Below are 16,031 nucleotides of genomic sequence, written 5' to 3'. Positions count from 1 at the left end.
CTCCAGATCGTCTCACACCGACAAGCTGCCAGACCCTAGAAGCGAAGCCGCCCAGGACGCAATGGCGATCACCACCATGCCCAGCGCCAGCGCCCAGATGGTTGCGGTACAGCCGCAGGAGATCAGCCCCAGCACCGAGATGCGACGCTCGCGCCAGGCGTCCAGCGCCTCGTTGACGAACATCAGCGGCCCGGCGCAAGCCGTCGCGGCGAGCGAGCGCAGCATGTGCTTCGACGATACATAGGGCTGGACGAAGGCAAGCCTACGGCCGGCGATCAGCTCCATCGCCGATCCGGCCAGGCCGCAAGCCGTCAGCCCAGCCATAAAACTGAAGATGATTTGTTCGACCGGGCCCATCTTTACCTTCCGTTTACCATGAAATCGCACAGTCGCCTGCAAAAGCTGCGAAGCAAGAGCCGTGCCGCGCCGAGATGTGCCGCCCAGGCACACCCGGCGGGACGGCAAACGAGGATCGCGATGAAGCAGGCAGCCGCCACAGAGGGCCCGCAACTCAGCGTCGTCGATTCGACGCTGATGAAGCGGGTGTTTTATGCGTTCGCGACGCTGGCGCTGCTTTCGGTGGCGATCAGCCTCGGCGGCAAATGGTTCGGCCGCTCGATCGCCATGGCCGGGTACACCGACGACACCACGGTCTACGAGGTCGTCATCGGCAACAACATCATCGCCGTGCCGGCCAATGTCATCCGCTTTGCCCAGGCCCGGCGCGACGGCATCGCCTCGCGGCTCGACCTCTACCTGCGCTATCCCGAGATGGACGGCTACAGCGAGGCTGCCCGCAACGACTTCAATCACACCGGACCCAGCAAGGACATCGTCTTCCTGTCGTTCGAGCCGCAGATGATGTCGCGCGACATGAGCGGCCGCTTCGCGCCGATTTACAGCGCGCTGATCGCCAAGCCGGGTACGCCCGGCCCTGGCGGCACCACGCTTTACGCCTTCAGCGAAAAATCAGGCTATCTCAACGAAGTGCTGGCGGTCGCCGACCGCCCCGGCAGGGATCCGTTCGTCGCCCGCTGCCTGAGCGGCCCGAGCGCGGACGAATCGCTGGCGCCCTGCGAGCGCGACATCCTGGTCGGCGACAATCTCAGCCTCACCTACCGCTTCCCCCGGGAATTCCTCGGCGACTGGCAGGCGCTCGACGCGGCGATTTCGGGCGAGGCAGCGCGTGTGCTGAAGACTGGGCGTTAGGGCTTGGTCCTTTGACCGGCCCTGAAGGGCTTTGGGCTGGAGCCCCGCCAATCGGGCTACCAATCTCCAGGGTTTGCGATTAGCTGTAGGCCCACCACGCCTTCGTCATCCTAGGGCGGAGCAGGAGCGAAGCGACGTCGCGGAGACCCTAGGATCCATGCCGTTACGCCAGTCGAAGAATGCAGCGGCTCAGAACGGTGCTTGCGTACGCAACAATGCCTACTACCCTTCAGCCATGACCGGCTATGCCTACATGACTGCAAGCCAGAAGCGCGGCACGATCTACATCGGTGTCACCAACGACCTCGGCCGCCGCATGCCGGAGCACAAATCTGGCGAAGGCTCGCGCTTCACCAGCCGCTACGGCGTACAGCGTCTGGTCTGGTACGAGGAACATTTCGACATTCGCAACGCCTTCCAGCGCGAGAAGTCGCTGAAGCGCTGGCCACGCCGGTGGAAGATCGAGCTGATCGAGAAGACCAATCCAGAGTGGTTCGAACTTTTTCGCGGGACTGGTTGGTAGAGGACGCTCAGCCGGTGCCAAGAAGCATTCGATTCTGGTCAGAACGGAGCACTGCCGCGAGGTAACGGCATGGATCCCAGGGTCTGCGCCGCGTCGCTTCGCTCGTTGCTCCGCCCTGGGATGACGAAGGGAGGGATGCTCCAGCCAGTCTCCGAGGTTTGCGCTCCGTCAGGCGGTCCCGCCTGCAACAAGCAGGTCCGGCCAGCTAAATTCCCGGCTCAGGCCAGATCGATGTCGAGGATCGCCATCGAGAAATTATAGTCGCCGTCGTCCTCGTCCTTGAAGACGATGCCGAGGAACTCGTCGCCGACATAGACCTCGGCCGAATCTTCCTTGCGCGGCCGCGCCTTCACTTCGAGTTTGGGGTTCTGGAAGGTGCGCTTGAAATAGGCGTCCAGCTTTCTGATTTCGTCCGGCTTCAACAGTCTTCTCCGATCGTCGCTTGCTCGTTTGAGCGCGCTTCTGACACGTCGACAATGACCATGTAAAGGCAAAGCCGACGAGAGAAGACGGGCAATCGCCTCAAGTCGGCGCCGCCCCTCATCGCCCTGCCGGGCACTTCTCCCCGTATAGTGACGGGGAGAAGGAACGCCTTCACAAAGGATTTCGCCAATCTCCAGCGTTGCTGAAAGGGCGCCGACGCTACGGTCAGCCCCTTCTCCCCGTCACTATACGGGGAGAAGATGCCGGCAGGCAGATGAGGGGCGGCGCCGACATCGATAGTTGGTCCGACGCGACAAGCCCTTGCCCAAGCCCCTGCCCGAGCGCTCAGATGTCGAAGCTGACGACGTGGTCCATCGTCTGCGATGGCAACAGCTGGTCCATCTGCCGCGAAGGCTGGTCGCAGCCGGTCTCGCCGACGACGCGGGCCGGCACGCCGGCAACCGTCTTGTTGTGCGGCACCGGCGACAGCACCACCGAGCCGGCCGCGATCTTCGAGCAATGGCCGATCTCGATGTTGCCGAGGATCTTGGCGCCGGCGCCGATCAGCACGCCGTAGCGGATCTTGGGATGGCGGTCGCCGCCGGCCTTGCCGGTGCCGCCCAGCGTCACGCCGTGCAGGATCGACACGTCGTCCTCGATCACCGCCGTCTGGCCGACGACGAGGCCGGTGGCGTGGTCGAGGAAGATGCCCTTGCCGATGCGGGCGGCCGGGTTGATGTCGGTCTGGAACACCGAGGACGACCGGCTCTGCAGATACAGTGCGAAATCCTGGCGGCCCTGGTTCCACAGCCAATGCGCCAGCCGGTGCGTCTGGATGGCATGAAAACCCTTGAAGTAGAGCACCGGCATGATGAAGCGGTCGCAGGCCGGATCGCGGTCGTAATAGGCCTGGATGTCGACGCGCACCGTCGTCGACCAGTCCTTGTCGTCGGCCGCCATCGCCTTGAACGTCTGGCGAATGAGGTCGGAGCCGATGTCCTGGTGGGCGAGGCGCTCGGCCAGCCGGTGAATGACCGCTTCTTCCAGATTTTCCTGATTGAGGATGGTCGAATAGAGGAACGCCGCCAGCAGCGGATCGCGGTTGACCGCTTCCATCGCTTCGTCGCGGATCGAACGCCAGATCGGATCTACCGGCTGCACCCTGGTGGGACGGGAAATCGTAACGCTGTTCATCTGATGTCTCCGGCCATCCAATGTCTCGGCCATCCAATGTCTCGGTTGGCGGCTTGCCTATTCTCCGGCCGCACCTATAAGCCAGATCATAGCACGGGTGAACTCAATTTTCCTTAGTGCTTCGTCAAATGGATTTGGTTGGCGGAATTTCAAGCAGCCATGGAAAACGCAACCTTGATCGACGAGACGCTGAAGCGCGAGCTTTCCGCGCTCTATGAGGCCGAAGATCGCCACTACCACGACCTTGGCCACATCGAGGCGATGCTGGCGCTGGCCAATGATTACAAGGCGTTGCTGCATGATCCTGAAGCAGTCGAAGCAGCGATCTGGTTTCACGACGCGATCTACGACAGCCGCGCCAAGGACAACGAAGCCAAGAGCGCCGCCCTTGCCGAGAAAAAGCTCGCCGGCCGCACGGATGAGCAGCGCGTCGGCCGCATCACGGCGATGATCATCGCCACCGCCACGCATGAGTTGCCGCACTTTGGCGACGGCAATGCCGTCCGCGACGCAGCGCTGTTCCTCGACATGGACCTGGCGATCCTGGGTGCGACGCCTGACGCCTTCGATGCCTATGAACAGGCGGTTCGCCGTGAATATGGCTGGGTGGAAGAGCCGATGTGGCGTGCCGGCCGCAGTGCTGTTCTGAAGAGTTTCCTCGCCCGCCCGCATATCTTTCACACCGAGGAGTTCCGGCAGCGGTTCGAAGCACAGGCCAGGCAGAACATGGCGCGGTCGATCGAAGCGCTTGAGGCATGACTCGGACAGGTTCTAGTGGCAGGGTTCGACCCTTTGCGGACCCTCAAGGCTTGCGTGTTGCGCGCCCGCTATGTTTTCGCATGTTCCGGGCCGCACTGACCATTAGTATTACAACGGCCACGAACCAGAATGCCGAAATGACATAGGCGGTAGCTGTTGCGCCAACGCACTCGCTCTCGTCGATGAGGCAGCTTTGATTAACACCCCCACGAAGAACATATCCGCCCACAGCCAGAACAATCCCGGTCATGGAGAGGGCGATCCAGAGGGGAAGCCCAAACCGCAAACCAATAGCGGAGCCGACGATTAGGACCGCTGGCGCAATGAGGGTGATCAGTAGTGGGTCGAACGTCATGCCTTAACCCTAACGAAGCGAATATCAGCTTTCCACCCTGAGCGGTAGTTGAGTTTCTGGTACCATGCGTCAGGCTTTCACCACTAGCTGCCTGTTGCGATCGCGCCCGACAGCGCGCTTTCCCAATGGTGGCAATGCACCTGTCGCCAGTTCACAGCGGATTTTCGGCATAAAACTCCAACACACGCTGCTTGAAGGTCTTGTCGCCGACGGCCAGCATATGGTCGCGGCCCTCGATGTGAAAAGCCCTGGCGTTGGGCATCAAGGCGGCAAGCTCATCCGGCGAGCCACCGATGTCGTCCTTGGTGCCGACGGCGATCAGCGTCGGCTGGGCAATGCGGGCAATGTCGGCCTCGCTCAGCAATTCGCGCGAGGTGGCGATGCAGGCGGCGAGCGCCCGGCGATCGCTGCGGGTCTGGTCGGCGAAGGCACGGAACGAGCGGCCGCGCGGGTCGCTGGTGCCTGCCGGGTCCTCGGCCAGAAGGGCGTCGGCTATGGGATCCCAGTCGCCGACGCCGTCGACCATGCCGATGCCGAGACCGCCGAAGACCAGCGTCGCCACCTTGTCCGGGTCGGAGAGCGCCAGGAACGCCGATATGCGCGCGCCCATCGAGTAACCCATGACATGGGCGCGTTCGATGCCGAGATGGTTCAAAAGCGCTGCCGCGTCGGACGCCATTTTTGCCGGCGTGTAGTCCGCTTCGTCATAGCTTTTCGACGACGAGCCATGGCCGCGATTGTCAAAGGCGATCGCGCGGTAGCCGGCGTCGTTCAGCGTCTTGAACCAGCCGGGCGACACCCAGTTGACGTAATGGCTCGAGGCAAAGCCGTGGATCATCAGCACCGGATCGCCCTGCCCCGATGCCGGCTGGCGGTCAAGGAAAGCAAGGTCGAAACCGTCATGGGAGAAGAACTGCATCGGCCGAAGATCCTGCCCGTTCAGTCGGAATCGACATTCGGCGCATCGCCCTTGTGGAGCGGCGGCACGGCCGGCCCGGGCGCCGTGCCGATGGCAGGATGGCGCAGCAGGTCGCCGTCCTTAAGGCCCTTTTTGGCGGCGGTGCCTGCCTTGAGCTCGAGTACGAAGCGCACTGGCTCGTCCGGCGAGATGATCGCCTCCGACTGCGGCTCGCCTTGCCTGATCGCCCGGATCCGGCCGTCCTGGCCGACGAAGATCAGGTCGAGCGGCAACGGCGTGTTCTTCATCCAGAAGCTCACATCCTGCGGCATACCAAACACGAACAGCATGCCGTGATTGTCCGCCATGTGGCGGCGGAACATCAGGCCGGCCTCGCGCTCGGCGGGCGTGTCGGCAATTTCGACGGAAAAAGAACGCTCGCCGGCCTTCGTCACCGCGACAAGCGGCGCCGGGTCGATGGGAAGGATCATCGCCTTGCCGTCGGCCGAACTCGGTTGCTGAAAATAGAAGAACGCACTTGTGGCGACGATGAGGAAAATCCCGGCGCAGAGCGCGCCCGCCGTCAGCCGGTTCCTGTGAGCCATATGAAATCCTCGGCCGGAACTAATGCGAGACCGGCAAGGTACCCATATCGGGATGAATTTCGGCAGCCATAAGGCCTTTGTCGCCGCGTCCGAAGCGGACCAGCACCACCTGGCCCGGCCGGAGTTCGGTGATGCCGTAGCGGCGCAGCGTCTCCATGTGGACGAAAATGTCCTCGGTGCCCTCGCCCCGGGTCAGAAAGCCGAACCCCTTGGTGCGGTTGAACCATTTCACCAGCGCCCGTTCGAGGCCGCTTTCCGGCGTTACCGCGACATGGGTGCGCTGCTCCTGCATCTCCGCCGGATGCACCGCCGTGGAGACATCCATCGAGAGCACGCGGAAGGCCTGCAGCCCGCGCTCGCCCTGCTTGACCAGGCAGACGACGCGGGCGCCTTCCAGGGCGGTCTGAAAACCGTCCTTTCGAAGGCACGTCACATGGAGGAGGATGTCGCCCGAAGAACCATCATCGGGAAGGATGAAACCGTAGCCCTTGGCCACGTCGAACCATTTGATGGCGCCGGCGATTTCGACGAGATCGGCCGTATCGGCGCTCTCATCCCGCTTCAACGCATCGTTACCGGCCCCGTCCCGCCCCATGAAAGAGGCCTTTTCCCCCATAAGAACGCCCCCTTTTTTCAAGAAACACTGCAACTGATTCTTGGTATCAGATTAACACCGCGGCTTCCGGTGTGTGCAAGACCTGACGTGCCTTTTTTCACGGTTCCGTACAGGAATAGCGGATTTGCCGTTTGCCGGCGCCGGCAAGCGTGGCCAATTGCCCTTTGGCCGGGCCGCCCCTATGTTGCGCCGCAACGCAACATAAGGAGGAAATCATGCGCTATCTGCACACCATGGTCCGCGTCGCCGACATCGATGCCTCGCTCGATTTCTACTGCAACAAGCTTGGCCTCAAGGAAGTGCGCCGCCATGAAAACGAGCAAGGCCGCTACACGCTGATCTTCCTCGCCGCGCCTGAAGACGAGCGAAGCGGCATCTCCGAGAAGGCGCCGCTGGTCGAGCTGACCTACAATTGGGATCCGGAAGACTACAAGGGCGGCCGCAATTTCGGCCATCTCGCCTATGAGGTCGACGACATCTACGCCACCTGCCAGCGGCTGATGGACAATGGCGTTACCATTAACCGGCCGCCGCGCGACGGCAACATGGCGTTCGTCAAATCGCCGGACGGCATCTCGATCGAGCTGTTGCAGAAAGGTCCGGCAAAGCCGAAGGCCGAGCCGTGGGCGTCGATGCCGAACACGGGCAGCTGGTAGCCGATCACGCCATTTTGAACGGACGTAGGAGGGCCCTGGTTCGGTTTTCGCGTCCGCATTCCCAGGGAGAATTCATTCATGCCGAGCAGCCATGTCGACGTCGCCACCGAACATGCCAGCCGCTATCTGCAGCAGCTGTGCAAACATTGGGCGCACAAGTTTCCCGTCGAATTCGACCCGAACCACGGCACCATCGATCTGACACTCGGCCGCACGGTTCTCGATGCCGACCCGGCAGCGCTGCACATTGCAGTGACGACCGATGAAGCCGGCTCGCTCGAGCGCCTGGAAACGGTCGTCGCCGAGCACATCAAGCGCTTCGCCTTCCGTGAAGAGCTGGCATTCGACTGGAAACGCGCTCCGGCCGCGTAGAAGACCTATCAACGGCCGGCGTTGGCCATCTCCAGCAGCATCAGCACGGTGCGCCAGTTTCGCGCCGTGCCGGGCACCTTCAGAACGCGCGGAATGAGATTGGCAAAGACCGATTTGCCGAGCCCGTCGGGCGCATGCAGGTAGAGCACGTCGCCCCTGATCTCGAAGCGTTCAGGCCCGGTGCATTTTTCCGCCAGCCGGGCGATCTCTTCGGCGGTCGGCTGGTGCTCCAGCGCATAGGCGTGCAGCTTGGTCGGCTCGCCGGCCACTTCCGGATAGGGATTGTCCGCCGCCAGCCGCTCGAGCCAGCCGAGATCGCGCACCATGATGCGCGAATGGAACCCCCATTTCTTCTCGAATTCCGCTTCGAGCTGCCTGGTCAGCGTGACTGCATCGCCTTCTGGCGACCGGAAGACGGCGTTGCCGCTCTGCACATAGGTGGCGACATCGGAGAAGCCGAGCTGCTCGAAGAATGACCTGAGTTCCGCCATTTTGACGATGCGGTTGCCGCCGACATTGATGCCGGAGAACAGCGCGATAAAAACCTTCGCCGGAGTGTTCGGAAGATCGTTGCTGCTCATATGATGAACCCGGCGAGCGTCTCGTTGTCGGTGATGTCCTGGTAATGGACGCTCTCGGCATCGAAATTCGCCTTGAGCAGGTCGAAGTTGCGGCGGTCCTTGGTTTCGATGCCGATCAGCACCGAACCGAAATTGCGCGCCGATTTCTTCAGATATTCGAAGCGGGCGATGTCGTCGTCAGGGCCAAGCAATTCGAGGAAATCGCGCAACGCGCCGGGCCGCTGCGGAAAGCGGATGATGAAGTATTTCTTCAAGCCCTCGAAGCGCAGCGCCCGTTCCTTCACATCCGGCAGCCGCTCGAAATCGAAATTGCCGCCGGACACCACAGCAACGATGGTCTTGCCCCTGATTTCCTTCCTGGAAAAATCCTTGAGTGCATCGATCGCCAGCGCGCCCGCCGGCTCGAGCACGACGCCTTCGACATTGAGCATTTCGATCATGGTTGCGCAGAGCCGGTTTTCCGGGATCAGCCGCACGGTGTCGGCGGCAAATTCCCTGAGGTGGCGCAGCGGCTCGCGGCCGATCTCGGCCACCGCTGCGCCGTCGACGAAATTGTCGACCTTGGCGAGCTTGATCCGCTTTCCGGCGGCAAGGCTCTCGCTCAGGCTCGGGGCGCCGGCCGGCTCGCAAAAGACGAAACGTGTCTCGCGGTGCTGGTCGGCGAAATAATGGGTGACGCCAGCGGCCAGGCCACCGCCGCCGACCGGCAGCATGACGATATCAGCCATGCGCGCGCCGGGCATCTGGCCTGATATCTCGTAGGCGACGGTCGCCTGCCCTTCGATGATGTCCTTGTGGTCGAAAGGCGGCACCATGTGTGCGCCGGCAGTTTCGGTGAATTCGAGTGCCGCGTGGTAGCAGTCGTCGAAGAAATCGCCGACCAGCCTGATCTCGACGAATTCGCCGCCGAACAGCCGCGTCTTGTCGATCTTCTGCTGCGGCGTCGTCACCGGCATGAAGACAACGCCCTTTTTGCCGAAATGGCGGCAGACGAAGGCAAAGCCCTGCGCGTGATTGCCGGCCGAAGCGCAGACGAACAGCTCGGCAGCGTTGCCGGCGGCGAGCGTCTTGCGGAAGAAGTTGAAGGCGCCGCGGATCTTGTAGGAGCGCACCGGCGTCAGGTCCTCGCGCTTCAGAAGCACCCGCGCGCCGGTCTTCTTCGACAGATAGTCGTTTTCCTGCAGCGGCGTTTCCGGAAAGATCTCGCGGATCGCGGCAGCGGCGGCAGCGACGCGAGAGGAGAAACTGGTCATGGCAAGAGCACCCACAGGCTAGCCGAATTCGGTCCCGCTATTGCATATCCGGCCTCGCGAAGCCATTGTCCGGCCACCCCGAAAGGGTGTTCCCAAAACTTCGTTGGCCGCTAGGAGCGCCTGTTCATGCCTGTCGCATCGGTGGCCCAGAAAACCGTGTCGCTGCCGGAGTTCGGCGAGCCGACGGTGATGCCGCTGGTTACGCGCGCCACCTATGAGGCCCGCATCGCGGCACTGGTCGCGCGCGGCGGATTCGATGCCTTCGTCGTCTATGGCGACCGCGAACATGCGGCCAATGTCGCCTATCTCTGCGGCTACGATCCGCGCTTCGAGGAGACGCTGCTGGTCATCGTTCCCGGCAAGTCGCCGAAACTGCTGGTCGGCAATGAGGGCTGGGGCTATGCCGAGATCTGCGACGGGCCGTATGAGCGCGTGCTCTACCAGACGTTTTCGCTGCCGGCGCAGCCGCGCGACCGCTCGCAAGCGCTGGCCGACATCCTCGTCGATTGCGGCCTGAAGGCCGGCCAGCGCATCGGCGCCATCGGCTGGAAGCCGTTCGGCTCCGGCGATGCCGGTTTTGGCGAAACGACGCTCGACCTGCCGTCCTTCATCGCCGACACTTTGCGCAGCCTTGCCGGCGATAGGGGCGTGATCGTCAACGCGGCGAACCTTTTGATGAACCCTGCCGACGGCCTGCGCGCCATCAACGAGGCCGACCAGCTGGCCGCGTTCGAATTCGCCGCGACCTATTCCTCGCAAGGCCTGCGCAATGTGCTGCAAAGCATCGAACCCGGAATGACCGAATTGCAGGCGGCGCGGCTGATGGGCATCAACGGCCTGCCGCAATGCTGCCACCCGATGCTGTCGGCCGGCAGGCGCGCGGCCTATGGCTTGCCAAGCCCGCGCCTCGAAATCATCAAGCGCGGCGACCCGATCACCATGGCCTACGGCATCCGGGGCTCGCTCAACGCCCGCGCCGGTTTTCTGGTCGAGGACGCGGCCGAGCTTCCAAGGGGCATCCAGGACTATGTCGAGAGACTGGTCGCGCCCTATTTCTGCGCCGTCGTCGACTGGTACGAGACGGTCGGCATCGGTGTTCCCGGCGGCGCGTTGTGGCAAGCGGTGCACGACCGCATCGGCGATCCGTTCTTCGGCGTATCGCTCAATCCCGGCCATCTCATCCATATCGACGAATGGATGCATTCGCCGGTATTTTCCGGCTCCGACATCAGATTGAAGTCGGGCATGGCCTTGCAGGTCGACATCATTCCGGCGACCGGCACCGATTACTTCACCACCAACATCGAGGACGGCATCGCGCTGGCCGACGAGGCGCTGCGCGAAGAGATCGCCGCGCGCTATCCCGAAGCCTGGCGCCGCATCGAGGCGCGCCGCGCCTTCATGACCGACGTGCTCGGCATAAGGCTGAAGCCGGAAGTGCTGCCGTTTTCCAACATCCCGGCCTTCCTGCCGCCGTTCTGGCTTTCGCGCAACACTGCGATGGCCGTCGCTAGGCGCTGAGCGCATTTCGGCGCCTGCGACTTACTTCTGCCGCACTTCGCCTGTCCGGGAGGTGCGGCGGAGGTGGATGGGCCTTTGGTTAGGCCGGAGTGGAATTGCTTAAGTGCCCTTGAAGACGATTTGCATCATTGTTCTTGCCGCGCTGCTCGCCGGCTGCGGCGGCCGCCAAACCGAGGAACTGCTCGGCAGCGCCATGATGGCGGTGCCGGTGACGGAAATCGCCGGCAATCACTCGATCTTCATCGCCACCACGCGCAAGCGCTCCGACGACCCCAACAAGGTCTTCGACGGCGAGCGCTCGGCGACGCTGAACTATGCCCGCGTCAACGTCACCGTCCCCGGCATCCACAAGACAGGCCAGATCGAGCGCCGCTCGCGCGGCAAGTCGGACGATCCGGCCAAATACTTCATGGCTTCCGAGGTCGTCGGCTACGACACCCAGCCGAAATTCTCCAGTGCGCTCAGTGCCGACATCGCGGCGCGCGGCGGCCGCGTCATGGTCTTCGTCCACGGCTACAACACCGGCTTCGACGACGCGGTCTACCGCGTCACCCAGATCACCCATGATTCCGGCTATCCGGGCACACCGGTGCTGTTTTCCTGGGCGTCGGGCGCCAAGACCACTGACTACGTCTACGACAAGGAAAGCGCCAGCGTTGCCCGCGACCAGCTCGAAGTGACGCTGAGAATGCTGGCGCAGACCGGCGCGCGGCGCATCGACATCGTCGCCCATTCGCTGGGGACCTGGGTCACCATGGAGGCGCTGCGCCAACTCGCCATCACCGGCGACCGCGATCTCGGCGGCAAGCTCGGCGACGTCGTGCTGGCCTCGCCCGACATCGACGTCGACGTGTTCAAGAGCCAGATGCGCCGCTACGGCAAGCCGGACAAGCCGTTCATCCTGCTGCTCTCCGACGACGACCGGGCGCTGCGGCTCTCCGGCCTGATCGCCGGCGCACGGCCGCGCGTCGGCGACTACAAGAACGCCGCGGACCTCGCCAGCTATGGCGTGTCGGTCGTCGATCTCTCCAGCGTCAAGGGAACCGACCGCTTCAACCACACCAAATTCGCCGACAATCCGGAATTGGTGCAGTTGATCGGCCAGAAGCTGCGCGAGGATGACGGGTTTGCCAGCGACCGCGAGGTGACAGACCGCATCGCCTCGGTCGGACAATAGCTGCATTGCGCAGCAGTCATTGTTGACCCTTGCCGCACCATCGGAACAGTTTGAACTGGACCGTACCGGCCTCTGCCTCTATCGAATAGGCCAAGACGTCTCCGGCTCGACGTCGCCTTTGCGGGAGCCCGCGTGATCGTGCCTTCGAAGATCTTTCTCGTCGTTGCGTTCGCGCTCGCGCTGGCAGGCTGCGCCGGCCAGAACACGCACGACTTGCTCAACAAGACGACGATCACCGTGCCTGCTTCGGATATCGCGGCGACGCACAAGATCTTCGTCGCTACAACCCGGCAAAGGGCAACGAAGGAGCCCCGGCAGGTGTTCGACGGCGACCGTTCGCCGACCACCAGCTTTGCCAGCGTCGAGGTGACGGTGCCCAAAATCCACCAGCTCGGCGCCATCGAGCGGGTCAAGGGCTCGGCCAACAGCAATCCGGCGAAGGATTTCACGGCGACCGGCGTCACCTTCTACGAAGGCGCGCCGCAATTCGCCAAGGCGGTCGGCGCCGACATCGCGATGCGCGGCGACCGCGCGCTGGTTTTCGTGCACGGCTTCAACAACGGCTTCGACGACGGCATCTACCGGCTGACGCAGATCGCGCACGACACCAAATACCCGGGAACGCCGGTGCTGTTTTCTTGGGCGTCGAGCGGCAAGACCACCGGCTACATCTACGACAAGGAAAGCGCCAATGCGGCGCGCGACGATCTCGAAGCGACGCTGCGCATGCTCGCCAAGAGCCGCGCCAAGAGCATCGATATCATCGCCCACTCGATGGGAACCTGGGTGACCATGGAAGCATTGCGCCAGCTTGCCATCACCGGCGAGCGCGACCTCGGCGGCAAGCTCGGCTATGTCATCCTTGCCTCGCCCGACATCGACGTCGACGTGTTCAAGAAGCAGATGATCCGCTACGGCAAGCCAGACAAGCCGTTCGCCGTGCTGCTTTCGGGCGACGACCGGGCGCTCAGGCTGTCGACCCTGATCTCCGGCGACAAGCCGCGCGTCGGCGACTATGGCGACGCGGCCGACCTCGCCAGCTATGGCGTCTCGGTGGTCGACCTGACCAAGACCAAGGGCGGCGACCGGCTGAACCACGCCAAATTCGCCGACAACCCGTTCCTGGTGCAGCTGCTCGGCGACCGCCTGCGCGCCCCGGCGGGCCTCGCCTCCGAAGAGACCGCGCCGGCCCAGCTCGACAATCTCGGCCAGGGCCTTGGCAAGGCCGTCGGCTCGGTCGCCGAAATCGTCATCACCACGCCGTTCAAGGTGCTGACCATCGCCACCGGCGGGTGAAGCGGCCGCCGACGCTGGCGATTAAGCATAAGCCTTCGTCATCCCAGGGCGGAGCGAACGCGAAGCGGAGCGCAGACCCTGGGATCCATGCCATTACACCTGCCGAAGATTGCTGCGGTCGGAATAGCTTGTATCAGCAACAGCGCGTTGCCCTTCGCACGTCATCATCGCTGGAATGTCTGCCGGTGCCACAAGGCGCTCGAATTCTGGTCCGCTTTCGTGTGCCACAGATGTAACGGCATGGATCCCAGGGTCTCCGCGACGTCGCTTCGCTCCTGCTCCGCCCTGGGATGACGAAGCGAGGGATGTTTCGGCTAATCTTCAGAGTACGCGATTTGCCCCTGAAAGGGATCGCGGGAAGCTGAGAAATTGCGACTTGTCGAGCCAGCATTTCGACGGCGCTAAACGAACAGATCGACCTTCTGAAAAGTCGTCACGTCGATCAGGCCGACATCGGAAATCCGCAGCTCCGGGATGACGACCAGCGCCAGCAGCGAGTGCTGCATATAGGCGTTGTTGAGCGAGCAGCCCATCTGGCGCATGGCGTCGCTGAGTTGGTCCGCCTTTGCGGCGACGATTTCCGCCCGCTCGTCCGACATCAGCCCGGCGATCGGCATTTCGACCAGCGCCAGCTCCTTGCCCTTGGAGAACAGCACGACGCCGCCGCCGACCTCGCCCAGCCGGTTCACGGCCAGAGCCATGTCCTGCTTGTTGGTGCCGACGACGATGATGTGATGGGCATCGTGCGCCACGCTGGAGGCCATGGCGCAGTCGCCGATATAGCCGAAGCCGGAGACGAAGGCGTTGGTGACGCCGCCGGTGCCCTTGTGACGCTCGACCAGTGCGATCTGACAAACGTCGTTGCGGCGGTCCATGGCGACCAGCCCGTCCTCGACCGCAAGATCGGCCTCGAGCGCCCGCGTCGGCGCCTGGTTCTCGATGACGCCGATGACGCGCACCCGGACCTCGTTGGCGCCCATGGGTGCCGCGATGTCGAAATCGCCTGCCTTGAGTTTCTTGCCGAGCTTGACGGTGTTCTTCGCCGTCTTTGGATAATCATAGGCCGGAATGTCGATTTCGAGCTTGCCGCCCTTGGCCAGCCTGACCCCGCGGCCATAGACCTCGTCGATGGTCATTTCGGCCAGGTCGGAGACGATCAGCAGATCGGCGAGCCGACCCGGCGCGATCGAGCCGATCTCGCGCTCCAGCCGGAAATGCTGGGCGGTGTTGAGCGTCGCCATCTGGATCGCGGTCACCGGCTTCAAGCCCTGGCTGATGGCGTGGCGCACGACCCGGTCCATGTGGCCTTCATGCACCAGCGTGCCGGAATGGCTGTCGTCGGTGCACAGGATGAAGTTGCGCGGGTCGAGCCCGCTCTCGGTCACCGCCTTGATCTGCGAGGCCACGTCGTACCAGGCCGAGCCCAGCCGCAGCATCGCCTTCATGCCTTGGCGGACGCGGGCGATGGCGTCCTCGGCGCGCGTGCCTTCGTGGTCGTCCTCCGGGCCGCCGGCGACGTAGCCGTGGAACGGCAGGCCGAGATCGCGCGAGGCATAGTGCCCGCCGACGGTCTTGCCGGCCCTCACCGTCGCGGCGATCTCGCCCGACATCACCGGATCATTGGCGGCGACGCCGGGAAAATTCATCACCTCGCCGAGCCCGATAATGTTCTCCCAGGTCATCGCCTCGGCAACATCGGCGACGGTCAGCTCGGCGCCGGCATGCTCCAGCCCCGGGGCGGAGGGCACGCAGGACGGCATCTGCACGAGCACGTTGACCGGCATGGCGACCGCCTCGTCATGCATCAGCCGGACACCCGGCAGGCCGAGCACGTTGGCGATCTCATGCGGGTCGATGAACATCGATGTGGTGCCATGGGGAATCACCGCGCGGCAGAATTCCGTCACTGTCACCATGCCGCTCTCGACATGCATATGCGCGTCGCAAAGCCCCGGCACCAGATAGCGGCCGCCGGCATCGACCACCTTGGTGCCCTGGCCGATGGCGTGGCCGGCATTCGGCCCGCAATAGGCAAAGCGGCCGCCGGCGATGGCGACGTCGGTGCCGGCGATGATCTCGCCCGAATGAACGTTGACCCAGCGCCCGTTGCGGATGACGAGATCGGCGGGCTTGCGGCCCATGGCGACATCGACCAGATGCGTCGCCATTTCGGCCCAGGGTTTTGGTTTCGTCGCATTGGCGGTCTTCGGCATGGACAAGCTCCTCTTTGCCCGACTGTGCCAAGCCGCGAGGATTTTGACCAGCGAGGAAGCGAGGGTCGACGGCGAAACTGCCGATCTCCCCCCCAAAGGGGACCCAAGTGGAGGAGATGTCGCCGAAGGCGACAGAGGGGGTCGCGCGCCGACCTCTCAAGACCTGGGTTCCTCGCCCACCGCGAAGCGGGGGGGGGGTGGGCCCGCCCCGGGCCCCGGGGGGGGGGGTGGGGGGGGGGGCGGGCCCCCCCCCGGCCACCCCGGGGGCCCCCCCCCCCCCGCCCCGGGGGGGCGGGGGGGCCGCCCCGCGCCCGGAGAGGGGGCCTTTCGTAGGGCGCAGTCCCCCTCTCCGTCTCGGCTTCGCCGAGCCACCTCTCCCC

17 protein-coding genes are annotated in these 16,031 nt (G+C 63.8%); 8 read left to right on the top strand and 9 right to left on the bottom strand.

Going from position 1 to position 16,031, the window contains the following annotated elements; translation table 11 throughout:
• Positions 1-12 precede the first annotated feature (12 nt).
• The gene (locus NKI95_RS27665; protein WP_352720728.1) at positions 13-357 is read right to left on the bottom strand and encodes a DUF6949 family protein; all 345 of its coding nucleotides are present in this window, start codon (positions 355-357) and stop codon (positions 13-15) included.
• 120 nt (positions 358-477) lie between these two features.
• On the opposite strand from NKI95_RS27665, the gene NKI95_RS27660 reads away from it, so the two are divergent.
• On the top strand, positions 478-1,209 hold the full coding sequence (locus NKI95_RS27660) for a hypothetical protein (protein WP_352720726.1): 732 nt from the start codon (positions 478-480) through the stop codon (positions 1,207-1,209).
• 235 nt (positions 1,210-1,444) lie between these two features.
• The gene (locus tag NKI95_RS27655) at positions 1,445-1,732 is read left to right on the top strand and encodes a GIY-YIG nuclease family protein (RefSeq protein ID WP_352720821.1); all 288 of its coding nucleotides are present in this window, start codon (positions 1,445-1,447) and stop codon (positions 1,730-1,732) included.
• Positions 1,733-1,950: 218 nt separating this feature from the next.
• Here the strand turns inward: NKI95_RS27655 and NKI95_RS27650 are convergent, their stop codons facing one another.
• The gene (locus tag NKI95_RS27650; RefSeq protein WP_023674799.1) at positions 1,951-2,154 is read right to left on the bottom strand and encodes a DUF3126 family protein; all 204 of its coding nucleotides are present in this window, start codon (positions 2,152-2,154) and stop codon (positions 1,951-1,953) included.
• Positions 2,155-2,500: 346 nt separating this feature from the next.
• Positions 2,501-3,349: a serine O-acetyltransferase gene (cysE, locus tag NKI95_RS27645; RefSeq protein ID WP_023717455.1), complete on the bottom strand. Its 849-nt coding sequence runs from the start codon at positions 3,347-3,349 to the stop codon at positions 2,501-2,503.
• A gap of 159 nt (positions 3,350-3,508) precedes the next feature.
• Between cysE and NKI95_RS27640 the strand changes: the two genes are divergently transcribed.
• Positions 3,509-4,108: an HD domain-containing protein gene (locus tag NKI95_RS27640; protein WP_352720724.1), complete on the top strand. Its 600-nt coding sequence runs from the start codon at positions 3,509-3,511 to the stop codon at positions 4,106-4,108.
• 506 nt (positions 4,109-4,614) lie between these two features.
• Here the strand turns inward: NKI95_RS27640 and NKI95_RS27635 are convergent.
• From NKI95_RS27635 to NKI95_RS27625, 3 genes are read right to left on the bottom strand one after another with little or no spacing between them, the layout of a single operon-like run.
• A complete protein-coding gene (locus NKI95_RS27635) occupies positions 4,615-5,382 on the bottom strand; it encodes an alpha/beta fold hydrolase (protein WP_352720722.1) in 768 nt (255 codons plus the stop codon).
• 20 nt (positions 5,383-5,402) lie between these two features.
• Positions 5,403-5,966 carry a DUF192 domain-containing protein gene (locus NKI95_RS27630; protein WP_352720720.1) on the bottom strand — a complete coding sequence of 188 codons (564 nt, stop codon included), beginning with the start codon at positions 5,964-5,966 and terminating at the stop codon, positions 5,403-5,405.
• A gap of 19 nt (positions 5,967-5,985) precedes the next feature.
• The gene (locus NKI95_RS27625) at positions 5,986-6,582 is read right to left on the bottom strand and encodes a cold-shock protein (protein ID WP_502903730.1); all 597 of its coding nucleotides are present in this window, start codon (positions 6,580-6,582) and stop codon (positions 5,986-5,988) included.
• A gap of 215 nt (positions 6,583-6,797) precedes the next feature.
• Here NKI95_RS27625 and gloA point away from each other — a divergent pair, with 215 nt between their 5' ends.
• Together gloA and NKI95_RS27615 are read left to right on the top strand one after the other, a co-directional pair.
• Positions 6,798-7,238: a lactoylglutathione lyase gene (gloA, locus tag NKI95_RS27620; protein ID WP_352720717.1), complete on the top strand. Its 441-nt coding sequence runs from the start codon at positions 6,798-6,800 to the stop codon at positions 7,236-7,238.
• Positions 7,239-7,316: 78 nt separating this feature from the next.
• Positions 7,317-7,610, top strand: a complete 294-nt coding sequence (locus NKI95_RS27615) for a DUF2218 domain-containing protein (RefSeq protein ID WP_292664826.1) — start codon at positions 7,317-7,319, stop codon at positions 7,608-7,610.
• 8 nt (positions 7,611-7,618) lie between these two features.
• Here the strand turns inward: NKI95_RS27615 and NKI95_RS27610 are convergent, their stop codons facing one another.
• A complete protein-coding gene (locus NKI95_RS27610) occupies positions 7,619-8,191 on the bottom strand; it encodes a DUF1697 domain-containing protein (protein WP_352720714.1) in 573 nt (190 codons plus the stop codon).
• On the bottom strand, positions 8,188-9,444 hold the full coding sequence (gene ilvA, locus NKI95_RS27605; RefSeq protein WP_352720712.1) for a threonine ammonia-lyase IlvA: 1,257 nt from the start codon (positions 9,442-9,444) through the stop codon (positions 8,188-8,190). Before ilvA ends, NKI95_RS27610 begins: the two co-directional genes overlap by 4 nt.
• A gap of 126 nt (positions 9,445-9,570) precedes the next feature.
• On the opposite strand from ilvA, the gene NKI95_RS27600 reads away from it, so the two are divergent.
• The 3 genes from NKI95_RS27600 (at position 9,571) to NKI95_RS27590 (ending at position 13,438) form a co-directional block, all read left to right on the top strand.
• A complete protein-coding gene (locus NKI95_RS27600) occupies positions 9,571-10,965 on the top strand; it encodes a hypothetical protein (protein WP_352720710.1) in 1,395 nt (464 codons plus the stop codon).
• Positions 10,966-11,068: 103 nt separating this feature from the next.
• Complete coding sequence (locus tag NKI95_RS27595; RefSeq protein ID WP_352451120.1) at positions 11,069-12,142, top strand: alpha/beta hydrolase; 1,074 nt, start codon at positions 11,069-11,071, stop codon at positions 12,140-12,142.
• A 132-nt stretch (positions 12,143-12,274) separates the two neighbouring features.
• A complete protein-coding gene (locus NKI95_RS27590; protein ID WP_352720709.1) occupies positions 12,275-13,438 on the top strand; it encodes an alpha/beta hydrolase in 1,164 nt (387 codons plus the stop codon).
• 401 nt (positions 13,439-13,839) lie between these two features.
• On the opposite strand, the gene ade is transcribed toward NKI95_RS27590, so the two are convergent.
• On the bottom strand, positions 13,840-15,651 hold the full coding sequence (gene ade / locus NKI95_RS27585) for an adenine deaminase (protein WP_352720707.1): 1,812 nt from the start codon (positions 15,649-15,651) through the stop codon (positions 13,840-13,842).
• Positions 15,652-16,031 lie beyond the last annotated feature (380 nt).

Origin of the sequence: Mesorhizobium sp. M0306 (genome assembly GCF_040321655.1) — a bacterium.
In the GTDB taxonomy this organism is placed as follows: domain Bacteria; phylum Pseudomonadota; class Alphaproteobacteria; order Rhizobiales; family Rhizobiaceae; genus Mesorhizobium.
This window is presented reverse-complemented; position numbering and strand designations above follow the sequence as displayed.